This is a genomic window from Acinetobacter sp. 'aerobic (ED)', from assembly GCF_904886855.1.
In the GTDB taxonomy this organism is placed as follows: Bacteria; Pseudomonadota; Gammaproteobacteria; order Pseudomonadales; family Moraxellaceae; genus Acinetobacter; species Acinetobacter courvalinii.
Genome location: NZ_CAJHGI010000001.1, coordinates 547,594 through 568,580 on the forward strand (window position 1 = coordinate 547,594; position 20,987 = coordinate 568,580).

Genomic DNA, 20,987 nt, shown 5'->3' on the forward strand with positions numbered 1-20,987 from the left:
CCACAACCTATTGAACGTGCAAATAACTTTAGCGGTGATTAACTGACCAGCGAACGTACAAAAGCAAAGTACAGGATAAATGCTATCATCACCAAGACAATGAAAATCGCAAACATGCCCACTCCACTTTCTGCATCAGCGGGATGTAAATCGTCATCGTCAGCAATATTCCTCAGCTCTCCATCATAAATTTTATAAAAACGGTCTTTCTGCTCAGGGCTTAAATGGCTGGCAAAGTCATACACACGTTTACGTTGTGCCAGACAGTAGTCACCTAAATGAATTTCCTGATGAAAGATCGCTTCATCCAGTAATTTACGGTGATGATGTGCTAGCGCAATGATCTGACTTTCTAATGGTGGAACATCAACATTCACACCATCAATGACATTTGACATGTTATTCTCCTTTTCTCTTATTCTCACTTTGATTCTACTTAAAATTATTTGTGGTAAATGTTTAATCGTGTAAGCTTTTATTTACGCAAAATTGCTGAATATATTTGACAATTCCATCAATTTGTCATATTACTTTAATAATTCTAAGTTAAAGTAGCTTAAATTCGAAGTAGTATAACTTTGGATAGAATTTGCGGTAATCATAATTAAAATAAGGAGTTATTATATGATTCAACATGTTACACACCATGAACTAGAGCATCTATATGCAAATGCGGTCAATACAATTCAATCGCAAAAAAACTTCCAAGATGCAGTAAAAGAGCTTGAGGAAGTTGCTAAAGCAGGCCACGGCAAAGCGGCACTATTTTTAGCAGAATTGTATTATCAAGGCTTCCGAGTAGAACGAGATTCCTTAAAAGCCCAGTATTGGCAGAAGATGGCAACCCTTCAAGCTTAAAGAAACGTCCTTGCGCTATATCAAAGCTTTTATCGCTTTGATTTGCTCAGGTGGCGTTTTTTTTAATGCCTGTTAAATTATAATGTGTAAAATGATCTCTACTTATCCATTGGTACTGCATTAAAACATTGAGCTACCCAGATTAAATTTCCTGTTCAATAAAAACACAATAACTCTATTTTATCCAACGCCTTAGCTTACAAATTCAAAGAACTTACCAATCAATTATCTAAGCAACTACAATATTTGCTTACGATTTTAGTCAATTGTTAAACATAAATGACATCTAGATTTCTTATAATGAGCCATAAGTTTAAGAATATTAGTTCAATAACATGTATCGCTTTAACCATTTTCAGCCGGTTTCACGAGAGTTGATGATTAAAATTTCAATTCTAAAAACAATGATGTACTGTGGTGCACTTTGGGGCCTTTACCATCAAGGTTGGGCAATCAAATCAGATCAGGACGGTCATGTCTTCCCTTTCTGGCTCAACGGGGTTCAAGCCCATCGTTATGCCAAGGCCAACTGGAAACACTACACGCCACGGAAAATTACCCCCAAGGACTTTCATGAGTCCTTGCTTCCCACCTTAACCCGTTTACAGGTTGAACCTGCATTATTCAACTCATCACACCGCAAATTTAAGCTGTCAACCCAGCAGATGCAGCATTTCTTTTTTATGCCACGCGAAGCGGTCATACCTGCTTAAAACATACCTGCAGCCCAATGATGACTTTTTGAACATTTATGCGCAAAAGTTATCATTGGAATGAAATTAGCGCTTTGCAATTAAAAAAAATACCGTTAAGTTAAATGAAAACGACAATACAACACAGGTGGATAAACAATGACAATCGTTGCTCAAGTCATCAAGAATAAAGCAGTACAATCCATTTTTACAATTTCACCCAATGCGACTGTACTTGAAGCAATTAAGATCATGGCCGAGAAAGGTGTTGGTGCCTTGGTTGTTGCTGAAGATGAAAAAGTCGTTGGCATTTTTTCCGAACGTGACTACACCCGCAAAATTGCCCTGATGGAACGTTCTTCCAATAATACGCCTGTTGCAGATATTATGACTTCAAAAGTGATCTCGGTCAGCCTGAATCATACCGTAGAAGAATGTTTACAACTCATGACCGATCGACACTTACGTCATCTGCCAGTACTGGATCAGGAAAAGCTGGTGGGCTTTATCTCGATTGGAGATCTGGTAAAAGCAGCGATGGACGACCAACGTATTCTGATTGAACAGTTACAACAATATATTTCCGGTTGATTTTAATCAAACATAAAAAAAGGGCAAATGAATTGCCCTTTTTTTATGAATATTAGCTATTTAAGCGTTGAGAAAATTCTGGATGGCAGGTACCAGACGTTTAAGCAATTCATCTGCTTGTGCTTGGGTCATATTCAAAGGTGGTAGTAAACGCACCACAGAACCCGCAGTCACATTAATAATCAACTGATATTGATCACGTGCAATGGCAACCAGCTCGGCACAGTCTTTTGGCAATTGGATCCCGATCATCATGCCGAAACCACGCACCTGAACATGATGATCCGCCAATTGCGCTCTTAACTGATCAACAATATACGCCCCTACGGTTGCCGCATTTTCAACAGCATTCTCTTTTTCCAGTGTATCCAGCACCGTGTAAACCACACGTGATCCCAATACCGTACCGCCATAGGTTGAACCATGACTGCCTGCACCAAGCAAGCCTACCGCTTTACCTTGGGTCATCACAGCACCTACAGGAAAGCCATTCCCCAAACCTTTTGCCGTGGTCATGACATCAGGAATGATATTGGTATGCTGATAGGCAAAATATTTACCGGTACGGCCATTCCCTGTCTGTATCTCATCTAGCATCATCAACCAGTTGTGTTGATTACATAAAGCACGTACCTCTTCCAGGTAGCTAAAACCTTGTGGTGCAGTATTTACCCCACCTTCGCCTTGAATGGGTTCGATCAGGATTGCCACAATGTCAGGATGATGAATGGCTGCTTCCTGAATTGCTTCAACATCACCAAATGGCACACGAACAAAGCCATCTACCAAGGGAGCAAAACCTTCCTGTACTTTCTTGTTACCTGTTGCAGATAAGGTTGCAAGTGTACGGCCATGGAAAGATTGTTCTGCCACTAAAATTTTAGGATTGGCAATCCCTTGTTGCGATCCGAACTTACGCGCAATTTTAATTGCGCCTTCATTGGATTCCGCCCCACTATTGGAGAAGAAGATTTCCTGCATTCCAGAAACTTCAGCCAGTTTTTGTGCTGCCGCAGTTTGCCAGGGAATTTCAAATAAATTACTGGTGTGAACCAGAGTTGCAGCCTGTTCAGCGATCGCCTCAGCAATTACCGGATGGGCATGCCCTAATCCACATACCGCAATCCCGGTTAATGCATCTAAATACTCGGTTCCATCTGCGGTATATAAATGCGCCCCTCGCCCTCGTACAAAGCTGATCGCCTGACGACCATAGGTCGCCATAAGATGTGTGGGTTGATCAGGTTGCACGGGAGCAAGAGTGATATTAGTCATAACAAACTCAATCTATCAGTAGTTGTAGTGGAAAAAGTTATATAAGCAAAAACTTGCATAGATTGAAAGCTTAAAGTCACTTTTATACAAGAAAAATCTTTTGCAATCCTCCGCCACGCTTTTTTTTAGGTATAATGCAGAAAGATTAGTAGAGGATCCTATCTATGACGGAACAAGCGCGTGATACAGTAGCGTTAATTCGTGATCAAATTGCGAAACACCCTGTTTTACTTTACATGAAAGGCACTCCACAATTCCCGCAATGTGGTTTTTCTGCTCGTGCAGTAGAAGCACTTAGCCAAATTGGTCGTCCATTTGCCTACGTAAATATCTTGGAAAATCAAGATATTCGTGCAACTTTGCCGCAAATTGCAAACTGGCCTACTTTCCCACAACTTTGGGTCAATGGCGAGTTGATTGGCGGTAGCGATATTATGCTTGAAATGTTCCAGAATGGTGAGTTAAAGCCATTGGTTGAACAGTACAGCCCAGCGCCTGAAGCATAAGCTGTAAAGCAAAAAGCCAATCACATGATTGGCTTTTTTATTGGGAGTTGTTTAGTTTTGACTAAAGCCTACATAGCGGAACATACCTTCTACCCCCAAATCGGCTTTAAAAATTTTCATTTCAGGATAATTTGCCTGACTCACCGTGGCGAAAATATTCATATTCGGATCTTCATGAATTTCATCAACCGATTGTGACAAAACCTCGTCGAAACGATCGGCGATAAATTCAAAGCCTAAGTCCATGGCCATAAATAAGGTATGTTCACAGGGTTGGATATACTGTTCCTGTTCCCAATCTAAAACAGCATGCTGACAAAACGGACAGGTAATATTTTGAGTTGCATCGGCAATATGAATAAGTTGATAGGACATAATAATAAAGCATCAAAAATTTGATCCAGTTTAAAAGAATATGATGCCTGAATCTATCGTCTATACTTTGAATGAGAGGATTTCAATCATGGCAACACTTGAACGGGCGATTTCACTTGCAGCAGAACGGCATGCAGGCCAAATGGACAAAGCCGATGCCCCCTACATTCTGCATCCCTTGAGAGTGATGCTCAACATGCCGGATATAGAGCACAAAATCGTTGCGGTTTTGCATGATATTCTAGAGGATACCGCCACCACGACGGATGAGCTATATGCGCTTGGTTTTCCCATGCATCTGATCGAAGCGATTGTTGCCCTGACAAAACAGCAGGGCGAATCCCGTATACAGGCTGCGCAGCGCACGGTACAGAATCCGATTGCACGTATTGTGAAACTGGCTGATCTCACCGACAATATGGACTTATCACGGATTCAGTCTCCGACAATGAAAGATTTTGAACGATTGAAACAATATCAACAGGTTCGAGATATCTTATTATCCCAAAATGTTTAATAATTACATTTATACTGTTTTAACCTGAACACAATAAGCTGGAGTTTATAGCGTAATGCTAACGGATTTAGATGATTTTTATTGCTTTGCGCTGGTGGTTGAACACGGCGGTTTTAGTGCAGCAGAACGTGCAACCGATATTCCTAAATCTAAACTCAGTCGTCGGGTATACAACCTCGAAGAGCAACTTGGCGTACGTCTGATTCAGCGTAGTTCGCGTCATTTCGCCGTGACCGATATCGGCATGGATGTATACCGCCATGCACAAGTCATGATGAATGCGGCGCAAGCAGCGCATGATGTGGTCAATCATTTAAGTAGCCAGCCGCGTGGTGTGATCAAAGTCAGTGTACCGGTCGACATTGCCCAGAACCAGATGGCAAAAATCCTGCCAGCTTTCTTGAAAAAATATCCTGAAGTACGTGTTCAGATGATGGTGAGCAATCGCCGTGTAGACGTGATTAATGAAGGTATTGATCTGGCCTTACGGGTGCGCTCTAAACTGGACGATGATCCGAATCTGGTGCTCAGACAATTTGAAGCGATTGAACAACGGCTTTTTGCCAGCCAGGCCTATTTAAATGAATTTGGCAATCTCACTACACCAGAACAGCTCCCTGAACATCGAATTATCAGCATGGCTGAAGATCATCTTGACCAGCAATTTCTATTAACAGGTCCGGATCAGCAGCAGAAAAAGATTAAGGTCAACCCGGTCATTATGGGCTCGAATCTTTTGATGCTGGCCGAGCTGGCAACACAAAATTGTGGAATTGCCTTATTACCGGACAGTATTGCACAAGACTTTGTTAAAACAGGACAGCTGGTGACCGTACTACCAGAGTGGACCGCTCCACATGGTATTTTCCATGCCGTCTATCCATCCCGTCGTGGCTTGTTACCTGCTGTACGTGTCTTTATTGACTATCTGGTTGAGCAACTCACCCAATGCTCAACAAAGAAAAGGCCCGGTTGATTTCCGAGCCTTTTCGACATCACAATAATAATTAAACGGCAGGATAATGCCCTGTACCTTCCGGCCATGGGGTAAGTAATTCAAAACCATCATCCGTTACCGCAACCATATGTTCCCATTGCGCCGACAGTGACTTATCTTTGGTGACCACTGTCCAGCCATCGTTTAGCTCTTTGACATGAGGTTTGCCTGCATTAACCATCGGTTCAATAGTAAAGACCATGCCCTTTTTCAGGACCATACCTTGGCCCTTTTGTCCGTAATGCAAAATATTGGGCTGTTCATGATATATACGACCGATACCATGCCCACAATATTCACGAACAATGCTATAGCCGGCATTCTGGGCAACGGTCTGGATTGCATGCCCAATATCCCCCAATGTTGCACCCGGTTTGACGGTATGGATGCCTGCCAACATGGCTGCATAAGTGGTTTCGACCAGTTTCTTGGCCTCAGCGCTTGGTTGGCCGACAAAATACATGCGGCTGGTATCACCGAAATAGCCATCTTTAATCACGGCAACATCGATATTCAAGATGTCACCGTCTTGCAAAATCTTTTTGGCAGAAGGAATCGCATGACATACTTCTTCATTCACAGAAATACAGGTCGTCTTGGTAAAACCGTGATAGCCAACGTTGGCCGGAATCACCTGCAAGGTATTCACGATATAATCATTGCAGATATCATCTAAATATTCAGTTGAAACACCCGGTTTAATATACGCACCGATCATTTCTAACACTTGTGCCGCCAAACGACCTGAGATTCTTAATTTCTCAAGATCTTGTTCAGTTTTAATGGTCACAGTAGAAGCTCTCATTCGAGATTTTCCTTATTCATCTATCAGATTAATTTCACATGCAAGCAAAAGATATGAGGGCTGCATAAAGTATTTCAATAGTTGTACGCCCTTGCATAGAAATCTTCAATCTTTTTAAGACTAAAAGCGTACTTTTATTTTACATTTAATTTCGATTGTGCTGATTGAGAAAAGACATCAGCACTTTTTATTTTCTGAGTTTTAAAAACCTTTTCAATGCATTAGCTTTACCACAGCTAATTATATGATTTTCATAATTTCTTTTTAGTCAAAAAACAGACAATTTTCACATAAATTAGTTTCAAAAGAACGCTTTTTTATTCTAAAATTTGCACTTTTATTTTATGCCTCCCTCTTTATGAATCAACTTCGTACAGGAGATATCATTGCTTTAGGGTTTATGACCTTTGCGTTATTTATTGGCGCAGGCAATATTATCTTTCCTCCTATCGTTGCGCAGCAGGCTGGTGAACATGTCTGGCTGGCCGCTTTCGGTTTCTTAATTACTGCAGTTGGTTTACCTGTGATTACGATCATGGCTTTATCTCGCATGAAAGGCTCGATCGAAATCATCAGTTCGCCGCTTGGCCGTTTCTTTAGCTTACTGCTTACCATTGCTTGCTACCTGACTGTAGGACCGCTATTCGCGACACCTCGCACAGCTACCGTTTCTTATGAAATTGGCTTTGCACCTTATTTTGGTACTTCAGGTAGCAGCCTTTTTATCTATAGTATTGTTTATTTTGCTTTTGTGACTGCAGTTTCGCTGTATCCCAACAAACTGCTTGATACTGTAGGCCATGTGCTGGCACCTTTAAAAATCATTGCCCTCGCTATTTTAGGGATTGCCGCTTTTGCTATTCCAACCGGTCTGATTTCACCTGCAGTGAATAACTATGTCAGCAGCCCAGTATCTGAAGGTTTCGTCAGTGGTTATCTCACCATGGATACCTTGGGTGCTTTGGTATTCGGTATTGTGATTATTCAGGCGATTCAATCTCGCGGTGTCACAGATACCAAGCTCATTACCAAATATGCCATTATTGCAAGTTTGATTGCCGGTGTAGGACTGACCTTGGTCTATATCAGCTTATTTAAACTGGGTTTAGGCAGTCACGAAGTTGCGCCTGATGCAGCCAATGGTGCCATCATCCTCCATGCTTATGTACAGCATGCATTTGGTGATTACGGTTCTTACTTCCTCACCTGTCTGATTTTCCTTGCGTGTATGGTGACTGCGATTGGCCTGACCTGTGCTTGTGCAGAATATTTTAATGAATTAACTGGTTTATCTTATAAATTGCTTGTTTTCATTCTGACTGGCTTCTCGTTATTAATTTCCAATCTAGGTTTAACCAAGCTGATTGCTTTCTCTGTACCTGTACTGAGTGCCATTTACCCGCCAGCAATTGTTGTGATCATGCTCAGCTTTTTCTGGAAGCGCTGGAATAATCCTTCTATTGTGGTTGGATCAGTTACCGCTATTGCGTTCCTATTCGGTATTGTTGAAGCAATTAAAGCTGCCGGCTTTACCGCACAACTTCCAGCATTTATTCAGCACTTACCTTTAAATGAACAAAACCTTGCATGGTTACTCCCATCCTTGGCTGTTCTGGTAATTGCGATTGTGATTGACCGAGCGATGGCTCAGAAAAAGTAAAATGATTTGTCGTTAAAATGATGTTTTACCCAAACATGATTTTAGCTATACAAAAAATGTTCTTTTATCCAATGTTCATTTTTTGTTTACGACAAATCTTTCTTTTTTGATCAGGCAAGCATAAAAATTACTTATTTACATTGATGTGATGATAGTAGATATTTTACGATAAAGTGATATCACTCACTTTATATACCCCTTATAAATATTTCATATTGTAAAAATATCGACCAATATTTAACTAAAAAATACTATAAATTAATATAAAAAATACTTTAAACCTTTATAAATCAATACATTCAAAAATTTATTTTCAAAATCCCCCTTTTTGCTCTTGAAATGCTCAGAAAATACCAGTACAACTTAAAAAACAATTCAGACAAAAACGCATGGTTTTGTCGTCACAACAAGGAGGGATGGAGATGTTATCAATACATTTCAACAAGCAAGTCTTCATTAACGCTCTGAAGGCAAATGATACAGTAGTATATGCAACCACAACGCTCGCCTTAATGGTTACGTTGTTATTTCAAGGCACAATTAAAGGTAATTTAAAACCTGAATATTTTGCATATGCATTGATTGTCTCTGTTGCCTTTTGTATGTGGGCGATCGTCGATCGAAAGTTTCGACAGTTAAGCGTAGCACGCCAAAAAAATTCTTTAGGGAGAATGGATGAGTAATCATCCATTTTTTTAATTTAAAAACTTCGCTATTGTTCCCCATAACAACACTGTTGTAGCGCCTAATTCGACAATAATTAAACTTAACATCATCAACGACATGCACCATGCTGGCAAATTCAACCGCCCCACTTTATGCGGTTGCTTAAACTGATTGGTGGTGTCCTTTAATACACCATGTAAGATATAAATCAAAATCGACATCGCAAAAAAGAATAAGTTTGCAACAACACAGAATAAAACAAGCTGATCAGATAAAACCGTGAAATAGCTAAGTGCAGCTAAAATCAGGCTTGCAGATGCATATAGCAGACTACTCCGATGAGCGATATCCACATAATAGTGTGCTCTGGCCAGTTCAGACTGTCTGATCTGATAATATTTCCAAACCCCGGTTACCATCCCCACCCAAAGAAAAATCCCACTGAATACAATAGCCAATTGCGTTGCTGTATTTAATACATACATGTTCTTTGCAGTTTTCCTATACTTTGTTTTATACGGTTATATAACATAAAGTTTGACTTTTAAGTCATTTTTTAAACGGGTTTCTTTTTGGAACTTATGTAAAGTAATCCTATATACATCAGAGTATCGTTTCCATGAATAGCGTTGAATCTTTCTGGATCAGTTGCAAGGACGGTTATCAACTTGCTGCTCAATTCTATCCAGTACTCAATTCCAGTAAGTCCTACCCGATTCTAATCTGCCCAGCGACTGGTATCACCAAAAATTTTTATCATGCATTTGCCCAATGGTTGAATCAACAAGGTTATCCAGTATTGAGTTTTGATTTTCGTGGAATTGGGGAATCCTTACATGGTGCATTAAAAGACTCCACAGCAAGCATTAATGACTGGGGAATTTATGACATTCCTGCTGCAATTGAGGCATTGTTGAATCGCACGCAAGCGGAAAAAGTCATTATTGTTGGCCATAGTGCCGGAGGACAACTGCTTGGCATCGCTTCAAATTATCACAAGGTTGCCAAAGTATTAGCAATTGCGGGCTCAACAGGCCATGTCAAAGGCCTCAAAGGTAAAACCAAGGTACTCGCACCGCTGATGTTCAATGTCATTTTCCCGGTTTCGAGCTTTGTTAAAGGTTATGGCGCAACCCAATTTATCGGGATGGGTGAAAACCTGCCTAAAAATGTCGCAAAACAATGGGCTGAGTTTTGTAGTAAGCCCGGTTATGTCATGAATGCCATAGGAAAAACTATTTTTGAAGATTATCATCAGCAAATTCAATGCCCTATCACCTCGTTCTGGGCAACCGATGATGAAATTGCCACGCACAGCAATGTCAAAGATTTACTTCGCTTATATCCGAATGCACAGACCAAATTAATTGAACTGAATCCGCAACAGCTTGGTTATAAGCGGATTGGACACATGCTGATGTTTAAGAAATCACATCAAAAGATCTGGCCAATATTGGAAAGTGAATTACGGATTTAATCTGGACCGTTAAAAAGGTTTAAGTTCATTGCCTGTTCTGCTTTGCGCATCTCAACCTGTAATCCTGTTGAGGTGCGTTTTTTTGTATGCTGTTTCTAAAAAATACAACACAACCTGATTGCCGTAAGCATCTTTTTATAAATTTACGAGAAAAGTGTGACAAAGAATGTATTTATTCATCTTTTAAAAAAGATTCCACAAGTCATATTTTAACCAATTGTTCAAATCAAACTTATGTATTCGCTATTTATTTAAGCTTTATTTATTTTATAAATATATTGATTTTGTATATTTATGACATTTTAGACAGAAATTTTTATAAAAATGTCACGTCAAAATTCGTATTTTTTTTCTACAATACAAATATTCTATAGTCCAGCACAGCTGTAAAACTGTAGAATCCCGTTAGGGGTTAGACGACTGGATAGTTCATCTTTAATAGCTGATTTATGTGACTTTTATGATGACTTCTCTATTCAGAACAAAGATAATTTACAAATTATCTTCGGACAAAGATGTTAAAAATGGAATGTTAAAAAAATCACGAAAGGGATTTTTGTTAACAGGCAAATTGTAGACATTTCATGGAATCTTAGAGCTAAATTGGATTAGCTCCTTGTGCAAGCATAGGAAATAAGTAATGCCAAAAAAATATGCGCGTTTTTTACCTACAGCCGATTCATTTAATCTGGAAGACTTCCCTTTTTACTGGATTTCTCAAGTAAATGCTCAGTATGTCCAAAACATCGATAATGTACTGAAAAAGTATGGTCTAGACAATTCACGTCGCCGTATTCTGATTGCCTTGCACGTCAAACCTCATGCTAGTGTGTCTGAACTTTCCGAAATGGTCATTTCAAAAATGTCGACCACGACCAAGATCGTGTATCGCCTCAAAGATGAGGGCTATATTGATACTTATTCGTGCAAGGAAGATGGACGTATTACCCGTGTTCATCTGACTGAAAAAGGTCAGGAAATGATTACCAAAATCAATGATCTGACCGCGATAATCCTGGAACAGTCTTTTGATGGTTTGACACCATTACAAATCGAGAAGACCATGGAAATCCTGCGACATATGTTTAAAAATCTCGCACGTTAATACAATGATAAAAAAGGCTTCATCAGGAAGCCTTTTTTTTGATTTGAAAATTAAAAATCAAACATATTTAATTGTGGTGTGACTTTTTCTATTTTTGCCTTTGGCACATGTAAACATTCAAACTCTTCCACCGGAAAACCTTGCATAAACTCATACAGCTGATGAGGTTGTTTTAAGCTTAACCATTCATCTAAGCGCTCATGCGGAATCACCACGACCGATCGTTTAACATCACCCGGTTCATGGAAATCCTTCATCATCGGGTGGTCTATGGCGTCCATGGTCAGCATGGTAGCCGAACGGATCACCTGATCATTCAGTTTGCGGATCTCATATAACGCTGCGATAAAGAAAGCTTTTCCATCTTTGCGACGGACAGCCCAACGTTGCGGCTTATTGTCAATATACTTACTTTCATAAAACTCGGTCACTGGAATGACGCCGAACTTACATTTGGAGGCAGCTTCCAGAAAACTCGGTTTTTGAAACAGTGTTTCATGTCGGGCATTATAGGTATGCTTAGAAATATTGGTATCTTCCGACCATTTTGGTACCAAGCCAAATAATACCTCACGCCATTCATAGCCGTGGTCCGATTTAAATAGCAACGGGGTTTTATAGCTCGGATAGACCTCTTCCACATATTCAAATGGAATCGGAGGCAAGCCCAACTGCAGCGCTTGCTCAATGGTCAAGGGTTTAAAATTGGCACACATGACTGTTATATGGGTGTAATTCGCAAAGTTTAAAGTTAAAAAAAGGAGGTTTATTCACCTCCCTTTTTATGGAAAAATTTATCCAAATAATTTTTTCATCTTTGCACTTAAACCATGAATAAAGCGGTGCTTGGCATTGGCTTTATCGCTGGTTAAAAAATTGATCTGGATTGATTGACGCTGTCCTTCATAAGGAACATAGCCATGCCAGCCATTATCGGTGACTTTAAAGGCAACTAATGTACCTGGACCCGCATCAATCTCAGCCACATAGTCATCCATGTTCTTTTCATCATTCAAGATACGTAGACGGCCTGTAGGCGCATCCCAAGATTCATTTAAATAAATCAGGATAGTCAGCAGTTTGGTTTTTGAATCCGAGTGAATCCGGCCATCTTTTTGACGTGAATAACCACGTAACGTGATCATCATTGGATGTTCCATCACATCCACATCAAATTTTTCAGTTAAAATCTGGCGAAATTCTTTGGTATCTAATGATTTTAAGAAACGATCAAAATTAGGCTTAATTTCAACATCTTCAATGTTATAGCTTCCACCTTGTTCAATCTTTGGAAAATCCTGAATCACAGCTTTCACTTCGCTGTCTACAATTGAATTTTCCACCACAAAGTAAGGATATGGCGTAGTTGAAACCTGCGCCTGTTTTAAAGCATCTAATTTTAGGATTTGTGACATCGCTATGATTCGGCTAAATGATCAAACTGCACTAATTATAACAAATATTTCAGCGCTAATCTGTTTAATCCTGTTTTTAACAATATTTGATCCTCACCCAAACAAAGCAAGCAGATACCTCGTTTTTCTGAATCGCAGCTATAAAAAAAGCCTCCGAAGAGGCTTCTTTATTCAGATGAAATTAATCACCGGTATAACCTTTTAATTTTAAACGCGCTGCGTGGAGTAATGGCTCTGTATAACCCGATGGCTGCTCTGCACCTTTGAAGATCAGGTCAGACGCTGCCTGGAATGCAATACCATCGAAGTTAGGTGCCATTGGTGTATAAAGTGGATCATTGGCATTTTGCTGATCTACAATCACAGCCATGCGCTTAAGCACTTCTTCAACCTGTTCACGCGTTACGATACCGTGACGCAACCAGTTTGCAACGTGTTGAGATGAAATACGTAATGTTGCACGGTCTTCCATCAAGCCAACGTTATTGATGTCGGGCACTTTAGAACAGCCAACACCTAAATCGACCCAGCGAACCACATAACCCAAGATACCTTGACAGTTATTTTCAAGTTCGTTGTTTAACTCTTCTGCAGTCCAGTTGGTTTCTGCTGCAAACGGCGGTGTTAACAAGTCATCTAAAGACAACATGTTTTCAGCAGCCAATTCGTCTTGGCGTGCTTTTACATTGATCTGGTGATAATGCAAGGCATGAAGTACCGCACCTGTTGGAGATGGAACCCATGCACACGATGCACCTGCATTTGGATGCGCAGTTTTAGTCGCCAACATATCTTTCATGCTGTCTGGTTTTGGCCACATGCCTTTACCAATTTGCGCTTTGCCTTGTAAACCGCATGCCAAACCAATGGCAACGTTACGGTTTTCGTAAGCAGCAATCCATTTTTGTGTTTTAACTGCTTCTTTACGAACCACTGGTGCAGCTTCCATAGAGGTATGGATTTCATCACCCGTACGGTCCATAAAGCCCGTGTTGATGAAGATAGTACGGTCTTTTGCAGCAGCAATACAGTTCTTCAGGTTGACAGAGGTACGGCGCTCTTCGTCCATGATCCCGATTTTGAGCGATTTTTCTGGTAAACCAATCGCTTGTTCAGCAAGTTCAAACAATTCAACGGCAAACGCAACTTCTTCTGGACCATGCATTTTAGGCTTAACAATATACATTGAGCCTTTACGAGAGTTTTTATTCTCGTTTTGACCACGAATATCCGCAACGGTAAGTAACGGCGTGATTAGTGCATCCATGATGCCTTCAAACACTTCCTCGCCATCTACAAGGATCGCAGGGTTTGTCATCAAATGTCCAACATTACGGAGCAACATCAATGAACGACCATGTAAAGTGGTTGTACCACCAATCAGGTTTTGAACGGTACGGTCTTTATTTAAGGCACGGGTAATAGTTTTACCATTTTTCTCGATTGACTCTTGCAAGTCACCTTTCATCAAGCCTAACCAGTTACGGTAGCCTTCAACTTTCTCTTCTGCATCGACCGCAGCAACCGAGTCTTCCAAATCCTGAATCGTAGTTACAGCAGCTTCAAGGGTTAAGTCTTTGACACCCGCAGCATCAGTTTTACCTACTGGGCTATTTGCATCAATCTCAATGATTACGTGCAAGCCATTATTTAATAATACGATTTCTGCAGGAGCCGCAGCATCGCCATTAAAGCCAACAAATTGAGATGGATGCGCCAAAGCAGTGGTTGAACCATCTTTTAAAGTCACAGCCAAAGCGTTGTTGACCACCGCATATTGGGTTGCATCTGCATGTGAACCTTGTGCCAATGGGAAAGTCTGGTTTAAGAAGTCCTTAGCAAAAGCGATAACCTTGTCACCACGTACCGGGTTATAGCCCTTACCTTTTTCTGCGCCACCTTCTTCAGAGATGACATCTGTACCGTAAAGCGCATCATATAACGACCCCCAACGCGCATTGGCTGCGTTTAGGCAGTAACGTGCATTACGTACAGGTACAACCAATTGTGGGCCTGCAAGTAAAGCAATTTCTTCATCTACGTTTTCAGTGCTGACTTTGAAGTCTGCAACTTCTGGTACCAGATAACCGATTTCGGTCAAGAATGCTTTATAAGCATTAAGTTCAAATTTATTATTACGATGCCATTCATCAATCTTCGCTTGAAGATCATCACGCTTAGCCAATAATGCCTTGTTCTTTGGGCTAAGGTCGACAACGACTTGCTCGAAGTTTTTCCAGTAAGTTTCACTCTCTAAACCAGTCCCTGGTAAAGCTTCATTTTCGATGAAATCATAAAGTTCTTTAGCAATCGCTAGCTTGCCTTTTTGAATACGTACAGTCATTGTCTTTCCTGATGGTGCTAACTTTTTATAACAAGAATTCTAGTATACTGATTTATACTAGCCTGAATAGTAATATCACATTCCTAAATAGTAAGCATTTTCCCTATTAGACGTATTGACAAACAAGATTTTTTATATTCATCAAAATATCAAATACAGATACTTTTCTTTTTAGTTATGCAACATACTCCCTTTTCAAACTTATCTAGTTATAACAAAATTCAATCAGGAATAAAGCGTTATGCACGTAACTTTATAAAAAAAGGCATTCCGAAGAATGCCTTTGTGATTTATGAGGTCTGTGCGACCTGAATCTGCCGATGCTCCGAATGCAGATAATCATCCGATTGCATTTCCAGTAAACGTGAACGCGTCCGTTCAATTTCAAATGCCAGTTTCTCACCTTCATACAGATCAATGATTGAATCTTCAGAGGTAAGAATCAGTTTTACGCCACGGTCATAGAATTCATCGACCAGATAAATAAAACGACGTGTCCCTTCAGACAGGAAATCAGTCAAATGCGGAACATTACTCACCAATACGGTGTTGTAAATGTTGGCAATTTCAATAAAGTCGGCCGGACTACGCGGTTTAAAACATAGTTCCGAGAATTCACACCACAATACATCTTCAGTATGACCTAAAGTCTCTACTACACGATTATTGATCATGATTGGAGAATTAGATTGTGCCTGCGTCTGGGTCAATGCTTTAAAACGACCTGATAACCATGCTTGGGCATCATCGGTTAATGGATACTTGAACAGTTGCGCTTGTTTCAAGACGCGTAAACGATAATCCACACCGGCATCTACGTTTAAGACTATGCAGTTTTTCTTGACCAGCTCAATGGTTGGCAAGAATCGGTCACGATGAATCCCGTTCTTATACAAGCCATCTGGTGCAATATTTGAAGTTGCAACCAGCGTAATGCCACGTTCAAATAGCTTCTGGAATAAATCGCTCAGGATCATTGCATCAGTAACGTTCGATACGAAAAATTCGTCAAAGCAAATTACAACAGCATCTTTATAAATCTGATCTGCAACCAAATCTAAAGGATTGCGTTGACCTGCAAGCTTATTCAACTCTTTGTGGACATGTTGCATAAAGTGATGGAAGTGCATACGCATTTTACGGCGGAATGGAACAGATTCATAAAACTGATCCATCAGCCACGTTTTGCCACGACCTACACCACCCCACATATAAACGCCTTTCGGATAGGTTTGACGACGGAAACGTCGAAACGCCTTCTTGGAAGCCTTATAACGGGTGAGTAACTCTTTCCATACTCGGTCTAACTCTCGCACAGCCTGAGCTTGTGCTTCATCTGGCATGAATTGTCCTGACTCAAGTGCTTGAGTATAACGCTCAGCAGGTGACGTTGGGATAAATGCAGTGCTATGTGAGTCTGGTTTAGAATTTGACATAAGGTGTTATTGCAATTTTAATTGGTGAAAATTATATCGAACATTCTGTTCAATGACATTAGATTTTAGGCTTAATTATCATGGAGTTTAAACATCATAATGTACCATTTTTAATCATTTAATGATGGCGGTTATATTGTCTTGGACTCAGTCCAAACCATCTTTTAAAGGCATGATTAAACGCTGCCGGTTCAGAATAACCTAACATTTCGGCCACCTGTTCAATCGAATATGAGCTATTTTCGATGAATTTTATCGCCTTCTGTTGAATCAGCTTTTCACGAATTTCCTTATAGCTGGTCTGCATTTGCTGCAATTGATGTCTTAACGTGCGCTCAGGAATATGCAAGGCACAGGCCGTTTCCGCCATCGTCGGAATGACACCGTTTTGCATTTCCAGATAATCCTTCACATACTCCACCACGGTCAATTTCAGACTGGCACTTTTTTCTAGATTTTGAATATCCGCTAGGCATTTTTCTTCATAAATGCGATAGGTCAATACATCAGCAGATGGGATTTTAATGTTAAGTATTTGGGTATTTTCTAATATGAAGGCAGCCTCTCTGCATCCAAATTTGACATCCTGCCCATAATAATCCTGATACGCTGCAAGCAAATTTAAGTCTTTCGGACGGGTAAATGGCAATTCGATCCGGATATTCGGAATCTCCAGCCCCATCATTTTAAAAATATCTTGTAAGAACTTATAGGTCCCTGAAATTTCGCATTGCGCTCGCAACTGCCCTAAATGTGTATTCAGGTCAACCGGCTGATAGAACAAATAAATAAAATCTTCTTTAATTTCGAGATGTAAAGAACCAAACAAATGGGTTAATTGCTGAAACTGCACACCATTCAACAATGCCTTATGGAGAGTTTCACTGGTGACCAACAGCATCAGGAATGGTCCATAACCGGCCAGCGCATAATGCTGCCCGATGAACAGACCTTGTTCAGGTGAAATATCCTGACTAATATGTTGCAGGATATCCCATTCGATCTCATCAGGAATAATCGAAGCTGGATCTAAGGCATCGGCGTGTATACCCATATTGGCTAAACGTGCATCCACATCAATGCCGACATGACGCATGCCCTGAATCAAATACATCAATCCGAGGATAGATCTCTTCATAGTTCCTAATGCAGTTCTCAAAACTTTAATGTTTTACTATAAAAAGCTGAGCAAATGAATTGCCGAAATGGTCAAGTTTTACGTCGGTACAATCATATTTAATCTCGATAAAACCGTTAAACTGGCACAAAATTTAGCTGTACAGGATATACGCTATGGGTAATGTAACCAAAAATGCGATTCAAAAAACAAAAGTGGCAATTATTGGTGCAGGTTTTGGTGGTTTAGCGATGGCCATTCGCCTGTTGCAAAGTCAAATTAATGATTTTGTAATTTTAGAAAAAACCAATGACGTCGGTGGTACATGGCGTGAAAACCAATACCCGGGTGCAGCATGCGATGTGCAGTCACATATGTATTCCCTGTCTTTTGCGCCAAAAACCGACTGGTCAAAACGTTATGCAGAAGCAGATGAGATTTTTACCTATATTCAGGACATCACAGCACAATATCAATTAAAAGACTATTGCAAATTCGGACATGAAGTGACCAAAGCCGAGTTTGATGAAAACCGCAATGTCTGGACCTTGGACTTTAAAGATCAGGCCACCCTCGAAGCGCAATTTGTGATCTTTGCTTCTGGCCCGTTGCATGTTCCACAAATTCCTCATGTCAAAGGCATTGAAAAGTTTAAAGGCAAAGTGTTCCATTCGTCTCAATGGGATCACGATTATGATTTAACGGGTAAATCCGTTGCATCTATTGGCACCGGTGGTAGTGCCATTCAGTACATTCCAGAAATCGCACCCGAAGTTAAGCAGCTCTATGTATTACAACGTACTGCCGCCTGGGTCATTCCGCGTGATGAACGTAAATACTCACAGCTCAGCAAAAGACTTTTTAAAGCGTCGAATATTTATCGTCAGATTCACAGAACCCGCCTGTACTGGACCAATGAATCTCGTGTTGTACCGATTGTGCAGCCACAAATCATGAAATATGGCCAAAAACTGGCAGAAGCTTTTATCCGTTTCCAGGTCAAGGATAAAGAACTGGCGAAAAAACTGACTCCAGATTTTGTCATGGGCTGTAAACGTATTTTGATTTCTAATAAATACTTCCCGACCTTTAACCGTGACAATGTTGAACTGGTGACGGATGCTATTCAGGAAATTACAGCGAACGGCATTATCACTAAAGATGGCAAAGAACGCCAAATTGATTGCCTGATTTATGGTACGGGCTTCATTACCGATCCACGCATTTATTTAAAGCATTTCAACTGTATTGGTCGTAATGGCATTGAACTGAAACAGGCATGGAAAGATGGTGCGGAAAGCTATTATGGTATCAGCACCAAAAACTTCCCGAATTTGTTCCAGTTGCTTGGACCCAATACCATTCTTGGTCATAACTCTGTAATTTTCATGATCGAATCACAGGTGAACTACATTCTGCAATTGATTCAAACTGTCAATCAAACCAAGACTCAAGCTGTCGAAATCAAGCAGGATGTTCAGGATCAATTCAATGAGCGTGTACAAGAGCAACTGAAAGGTACGGTCTGGCAAGCGGGTGGCTGTAGCAGTTGGTATCAAGCTGCTGATGGCAAAAACTTCTCACTATGGCCAACCTATACATGGAGATATTGGTTAGAGACACGCAAAGTAAACGTGGCTGATTATAATTTTATCAGCAGCTCGACTGATGCCAAATCTAATGCTGCATAAATAGTAAAGAGTTAAAAAGCCCTTGATTGTCTCAGGGGCTTTTGTATTTCTGAACCATAAAATGGCTTTTACCTCTCACCTAGCACCTTCTCTAACTTAAAACCGCATTTCTTTCTATAGGCAAAAACGAAAAATTCATGCTAAGATTTTAACTACCTAACGTTAGGTAGTTAAATAATGTCTGCTCATTTTCTTCCTGCCCTAGAGTCTACAAGATATGCAATCTGCTCCGCCAATCTCTAAAATCAGTTGGTCTTTGTTACTACTGCTGTCCTTATTTACCGCCTTAGATGCACTGGCAATTGATATTTATTTACCTGCATTTCCACTACTTGCCGAAAGCTTTGCAACCACACCTGGACATATCCAGCTCACCCTGTCGGTATTTCTAATCGGTCTTGCCATAGGTCAAGGGATGTATGGGCCTTTGCTAGACCGTTTTGGTCGACGTAAACCGTTGCTGATTGGTATTGCAATCTTTATTTTGGGTTCATTACTGGCTGCAATTGCGCCGTCGATTGAATGGTTACTGGCAGCCCGATTCCTACAGGCCATAGGCGCATCGGCAGGATTAGTGGTACCCCGAGCAATTATTTCCGATATATGTGATGCGCAAAGCAGTGCCAAAAACTTTTCGATCCTGATGCAAGTGATGATGATCATTCCCATCATTGCACCTTTATTCGGTAGCTTTATTCTTCGATTCGGATCATGGACGCTTATTTTCTATATATTGGCCGTACTCGGTACACTCTTATGGTTGTGGGGTAATTACGCCATACCCGAAACCTTAAAACCTGAGTATCGCCAGCCACTCCAGCTCGGCACCATCAGAATCAGCTATCAGACATTGAGCTTAAATAAAAGCTTTATGGCGTATACCCTTGCAGGTGGTTCCATTTTGGGTGCTTTCTTTGTTTACCTGAGCCAGTCGCCTTTTATTTTTATTCAGCATTATCATATTCATAATGAAACCTTTAGTACCTTATTCGCGGCCAATGCGATTGGGCTAATCATTCTTGGACAGGTTTCAATCCTGCTATTAAAACGCTGGTCGGCGCAACGCTTGCTGGTCCTCGGTATGTGTATATTCAGTGGGGCCAGCTTGGCGCTCTTATTGGGGGTGTCTTTTTATGATTTAAACTTATGGCAATACATTGTACTTTTGGGACTGAGTATCTGGTCGACCGGGTTTATCTTTGGTAACGTCACCGCACTGACCATGCAACAAAGCCCGCAGCATTTGACAGGCGCAGCATCATCCTTGATGGGCTTACTCCAATATGCGCTTGCGTCACTGATTGGTCTTATGGTGAGTTTGATCGAGGTTAATATCAGCCTGCTTCCCGCGAGTTTATTCATCTGTGGCAGCATCGCACTGGGCTTATCTATTTTTGCCGCGTCAGGACAAGGGGCTAGCTTTCCTGTCGCAGAAGCTGAATAACGATATTCAACGGTAT

General features: G+C 40.7%; 22 protein-coding genes. 12 read left to right on the forward strand and 10 right to left on the reverse strand.

Features of this window, described 5'->3' with window-relative positions:
- Positions 1-38 precede the first annotated feature (38 nt).
- Positions 39-398, reverse strand: a complete 360-nt coding sequence (locus JO943_RS02605; protein ID WP_005286172.1) for a hypothetical protein — start codon at positions 396-398, stop codon at positions 39-41.
- 226 nt (positions 399-624) lie between these two features.
- Between JO943_RS02605 and JO943_RS02610 the strand changes: the two genes are divergently transcribed.
- From JO943_RS02610 to JO943_RS02620, 3 genes are all read left to right on the forward strand, one after another.
- Positions 625-858, forward strand: a complete 234-nt coding sequence (locus tag JO943_RS02610; protein ID WP_005230766.1) for a hypothetical protein — start codon at positions 625-627, stop codon at positions 856-858.
- A gap of 335 nt (positions 859-1,193) precedes the next feature.
- Positions 1,194-1,571 (forward strand): DUF2750 domain-containing protein, encoded by a 378-nt coding sequence (locus JO943_RS02615; RefSeq protein ID WP_009512710.1) that lies wholly within the window; start codon positions 1,194-1,196, stop codon positions 1,569-1,571.
- A 138-nt stretch (positions 1,572-1,709) separates the two neighbouring features.
- Complete coding sequence (locus JO943_RS02620; protein WP_005230768.1) at positions 1,710-2,141, forward strand: CBS domain-containing protein; 432 nt, start codon at positions 1,710-1,712, stop codon at positions 2,139-2,141.
- Between the two features lie 60 nt (positions 2,142-2,201).
- Here the strand turns inward: JO943_RS02620 and JO943_RS02625 are convergent, their stop codons facing one another.
- Positions 2,202-3,416 (reverse strand): aspartate aminotransferase family protein, encoded by a 1,215-nt coding sequence (locus JO943_RS02625; RefSeq protein ID WP_202739909.1) that lies wholly within the window; start codon positions 3,414-3,416, stop codon positions 2,202-2,204.
- Positions 3,417-3,580: 164 nt separating this feature from the next.
- Here JO943_RS02625 and grxD point away from each other — a divergent pair, with 164 nt between their 5' ends.
- Complete coding sequence (gene grxD / locus JO943_RS02630; protein WP_004772459.1) at positions 3,581-3,922, forward strand: Grx4 family monothiol glutaredoxin; 342 nt, start codon at positions 3,581-3,583, stop codon at positions 3,920-3,922.
- 51 nt (positions 3,923-3,973) lie between these two features.
- On the opposite strand, the gene JO943_RS02635 is transcribed toward grxD, so the two are convergent.
- Positions 3,974-4,297 carry a hypothetical protein gene (locus tag JO943_RS02635; protein WP_032869449.1) on the reverse strand — a complete coding sequence of 108 codons (324 nt, stop codon included), beginning with the start codon at positions 4,295-4,297 and terminating at the stop codon, positions 3,974-3,976.
- An 88-nt stretch (positions 4,298-4,385) separates the two neighbouring features.
- On the opposite strand from JO943_RS02635, the gene JO943_RS02640 reads away from it, so the two are divergent.
- Together JO943_RS02640 and JO943_RS02645 are read left to right on the forward strand one after the other, a co-directional pair.
- Positions 4,386-4,814, forward strand: a complete 429-nt coding sequence (locus JO943_RS02640; RefSeq protein WP_005230771.1) for a hypothetical protein — start codon at positions 4,386-4,388, stop codon at positions 4,812-4,814.
- A 55-nt stretch (positions 4,815-4,869) separates the two neighbouring features.
- Positions 4,870-5,790, forward strand: a complete 921-nt coding sequence (locus JO943_RS02645) for a LysR family transcriptional regulator (RefSeq protein ID WP_005230772.1) — start codon at positions 4,870-4,872, stop codon at positions 5,788-5,790.
- 31 nt (positions 5,791-5,821) lie between these two features.
- Here the strand turns inward: JO943_RS02645 and map are convergent, their stop codons facing one another.
- On the reverse strand, positions 5,822-6,616 hold the full coding sequence (gene map, locus JO943_RS02650) for a type I methionyl aminopeptidase (protein ID WP_005286186.1): 795 nt from the start codon (positions 6,614-6,616) through the stop codon (positions 5,822-5,824).
- 358 nt (positions 6,617-6,974) lie between these two features.
- Between map and brnQ the strand changes: the two genes are divergently transcribed.
- Positions 6,975-8,276: a branched-chain amino acid transport system II carrier protein gene (gene brnQ / locus JO943_RS02655; RefSeq protein WP_005286189.1), complete on the forward strand. Its 1,302-nt coding sequence runs from the start codon at positions 6,975-6,977 to the stop codon at positions 8,274-8,276.
- Positions 8,277-8,698: 422 nt separating this feature from the next.
- A complete protein-coding gene (locus tag JO943_RS02660; RefSeq protein ID WP_005230776.1) occupies positions 8,699-8,959 on the forward strand; it encodes a hypothetical protein in 261 nt (86 codons plus the stop codon).
- Positions 8,960-8,971: 12 nt separating this feature from the next.
- Here the strand turns inward: JO943_RS02660 and JO943_RS02665 are convergent, their stop codons facing one another.
- A complete protein-coding gene (locus JO943_RS02665; RefSeq protein ID WP_202739910.1) occupies positions 8,972-9,427 on the reverse strand; it encodes a hypothetical protein in 456 nt (151 codons plus the stop codon).
- Positions 9,428-9,561: 134 nt separating this feature from the next.
- On the opposite strand from JO943_RS02665, the gene JO943_RS02670 reads away from it, so the two are divergent.
- Positions 9,562-10,419 (forward strand): alpha/beta fold hydrolase, encoded by an 858-nt coding sequence (locus JO943_RS02670; RefSeq protein ID WP_202739911.1) that lies wholly within the window; start codon positions 9,562-9,564, stop codon positions 10,417-10,419.
- 640 nt (positions 10,420-11,059) lie between these two features.
- The gene (locus tag JO943_RS02675) at positions 11,060-11,524 is read left to right on the forward strand and encodes a MarR family winged helix-turn-helix transcriptional regulator (protein WP_005230779.1); all 465 of its coding nucleotides are present in this window, start codon (positions 11,060-11,062) and stop codon (positions 11,522-11,524) included.
- A gap of 50 nt (positions 11,525-11,574) precedes the next feature.
- On the opposite strand, the gene JO943_RS02680 is transcribed toward JO943_RS02675, so the two are convergent.
- The 5 genes from JO943_RS02680 to JO943_RS02700 all read right to left on the reverse strand — a co-directional run bounded on the left by JO943_RS02680 (position 11,575) and on the right by JO943_RS02700 (position 17,857).
- Positions 11,575-12,240 carry an SOS response-associated peptidase gene (locus tag JO943_RS02680; protein ID WP_005230780.1) on the reverse strand — a complete coding sequence of 222 codons (666 nt, stop codon included), beginning with the start codon at positions 12,238-12,240 and terminating at the stop codon, positions 11,575-11,577.
- A gap of 78 nt (positions 12,241-12,318) precedes the next feature.
- On the reverse strand, positions 12,319-12,939 hold the full coding sequence (locus JO943_RS02685; RefSeq protein WP_005230781.1) for a 2OG-Fe(II) oxygenase: 621 nt from the start codon (positions 12,937-12,939) through the stop codon (positions 12,319-12,321).
- 181 nt (positions 12,940-13,120) lie between these two features.
- Entirely contained in the window at positions 13,121-15,283 is a 2,163-nt protein-coding gene (locus JO943_RS02690) for a malate synthase G (RefSeq protein ID WP_202739912.1), read from the reverse strand.
- 290 nt (positions 15,284-15,573) lie between these two features.
- Entirely contained in the window at positions 15,574-16,719 is a 1,146-nt protein-coding gene (gene zapE, locus JO943_RS02695; RefSeq protein WP_199948356.1) for a cell division protein ZapE, read from the reverse strand.
- 118 nt (positions 16,720-16,837) lie between these two features.
- Entirely contained in the window at positions 16,838-17,857 is a 1,020-nt protein-coding gene (locus tag JO943_RS02700) for an AraC family transcriptional regulator (RefSeq protein WP_032872930.1), read from the reverse strand.
- 155 nt (positions 17,858-18,012) lie between these two features.
- Here JO943_RS02700 and JO943_RS02705 point away from each other — a divergent pair, with 155 nt between their 5' ends.
- Both JO943_RS02705 and JO943_RS02710 read left to right on the forward strand, forming a co-directional pair.
- Positions 18,013-19,527, forward strand: a complete 1,515-nt coding sequence (locus JO943_RS02705; RefSeq protein ID WP_202739913.1) for a flavin-containing monooxygenase — start codon at positions 18,013-18,015, stop codon at positions 19,525-19,527.
- A gap of 217 nt (positions 19,528-19,744) precedes the next feature.
- Complete coding sequence (locus JO943_RS02710; protein WP_202739914.1) at positions 19,745-20,971, forward strand: multidrug effflux MFS transporter; 1,227 nt, start codon at positions 19,745-19,747, stop codon at positions 20,969-20,971.
- Positions 20,972-20,987: the final 16 nt, after the last annotated feature.

Excerpts from the sequence above, each read along its gene's own strand:
- JO943_RS02605 (WP_005286172.1), bottom strand. The coding sequence starts at position 398 with ATGTCAAATGTCATTGATGGTGTGAATGTTGATGTTCCACCATTAGAA.
- JO943_RS02610 (WP_005230766.1), top strand. The coding sequence starts at position 625 with ATGATTCAACATGTTACACACCATGAACTAGAGCATCTATATGCAAAT.
- JO943_RS02615 (WP_009512710.1), top strand. The coding sequence starts at position 1,194 with ATGTATCGCTTTAACCATTTTCAGCCGGTTTCACGAGAGTTGATGATT.
- JO943_RS02620 (WP_005230768.1), top strand. The coding sequence starts at position 1,710 with ATGACAATCGTTGCTCAAGTCATCAAGAATAAAGCAGTACAATCCATT.
- JO943_RS02625 (WP_202739909.1), bottom strand. The coding sequence starts at position 3,416 with ATGACTAATATCACTCTTGCTCCCGTGCAACCTGATCAACCCACACAT.
- grxD (WP_004772459.1), top strand. The coding sequence starts at position 3,581 with ATGACGGAACAAGCGCGTGATACAGTAGCGTTAATTCGTGATCAAATT.
- JO943_RS02635 (WP_032869449.1), bottom strand. The coding sequence starts at position 4,297 with ATGTCCTATCAACTTATTCATATTGCCGATGCAACTCAAAATATTACC.
- JO943_RS02640 (WP_005230771.1), top strand. The coding sequence starts at position 4,386 with ATGGCAACACTTGAACGGGCGATTTCACTTGCAGCAGAACGGCATGCA.
- JO943_RS02645 (WP_005230772.1), top strand. The coding sequence starts at position 4,870 with ATGCTAACGGATTTAGATGATTTTTATTGCTTTGCGCTGGTGGTTGAA.
- map (WP_005286186.1), bottom strand. The coding sequence starts at position 6,616 with ATGAGAGCTTCTACTGTGACCATTAAAACTGAACAAGATCTTGAGAAA.
- brnQ (WP_005286189.1), top strand. The coding sequence starts at position 6,975 with ATGAATCAACTTCGTACAGGAGATATCATTGCTTTAGGGTTTATGACC.
- JO943_RS02660 (WP_005230776.1), top strand. The coding sequence starts at position 8,699 with ATGTTATCAATACATTTCAACAAGCAAGTCTTCATTAACGCTCTGAAG.
- JO943_RS02665 (WP_202739910.1), bottom strand. The coding sequence starts at position 9,427 with ATGTATGTATTAAATACAGCAACGCAATTGGCTATTGTATTCAGTGGG.
- JO943_RS02670 (WP_202739911.1), top strand. The coding sequence starts at position 9,562 with ATGAATAGCGTTGAATCTTTCTGGATCAGTTGCAAGGACGGTTATCAA.
- JO943_RS02675 (WP_005230779.1), top strand. The coding sequence starts at position 11,060 with ATGCCAAAAAAATATGCGCGTTTTTTACCTACAGCCGATTCATTTAAT.
- JO943_RS02680 (WP_005230780.1), bottom strand. The coding sequence starts at position 12,240 with ATGTGTGCCAATTTTAAACCCTTGACCATTGAGCAAGCGCTGCAGTTG.
- JO943_RS02685 (WP_005230781.1), bottom strand. The coding sequence starts at position 12,939 with ATGTCACAAATCCTAAAATTAGATGCTTTAAAACAGGCGCAGGTTTCA.
- JO943_RS02690 (WP_202739912.1), bottom strand. The coding sequence starts at position 15,283 with ATGACTGTACGTATTCAAAAAGGCAAGCTAGCGATTGCTAAAGAACTT.
- zapE (WP_199948356.1), bottom strand. The coding sequence starts at position 16,719 with ATGTCAAATTCTAAACCAGACTCACATAGCACTGCATTTATCCCAACG.
- JO943_RS02700 (WP_032872930.1), bottom strand. The coding sequence starts at position 17,857 with ATGAAGAGATCTATCCTCGGATTGATGTATTTGATTCAGGGCATGCGT.
- JO943_RS02705 (WP_202739913.1), top strand. The coding sequence starts at position 18,013 with ATGGGTAATGTAACCAAAAATGCGATTCAAAAAACAAAAGTGGCAATT.
- JO943_RS02710 (WP_202739914.1), top strand. The coding sequence starts at position 19,745 with ATGCAATCTGCTCCGCCAATCTCTAAAATCAGTTGGTCTTTGTTACTA.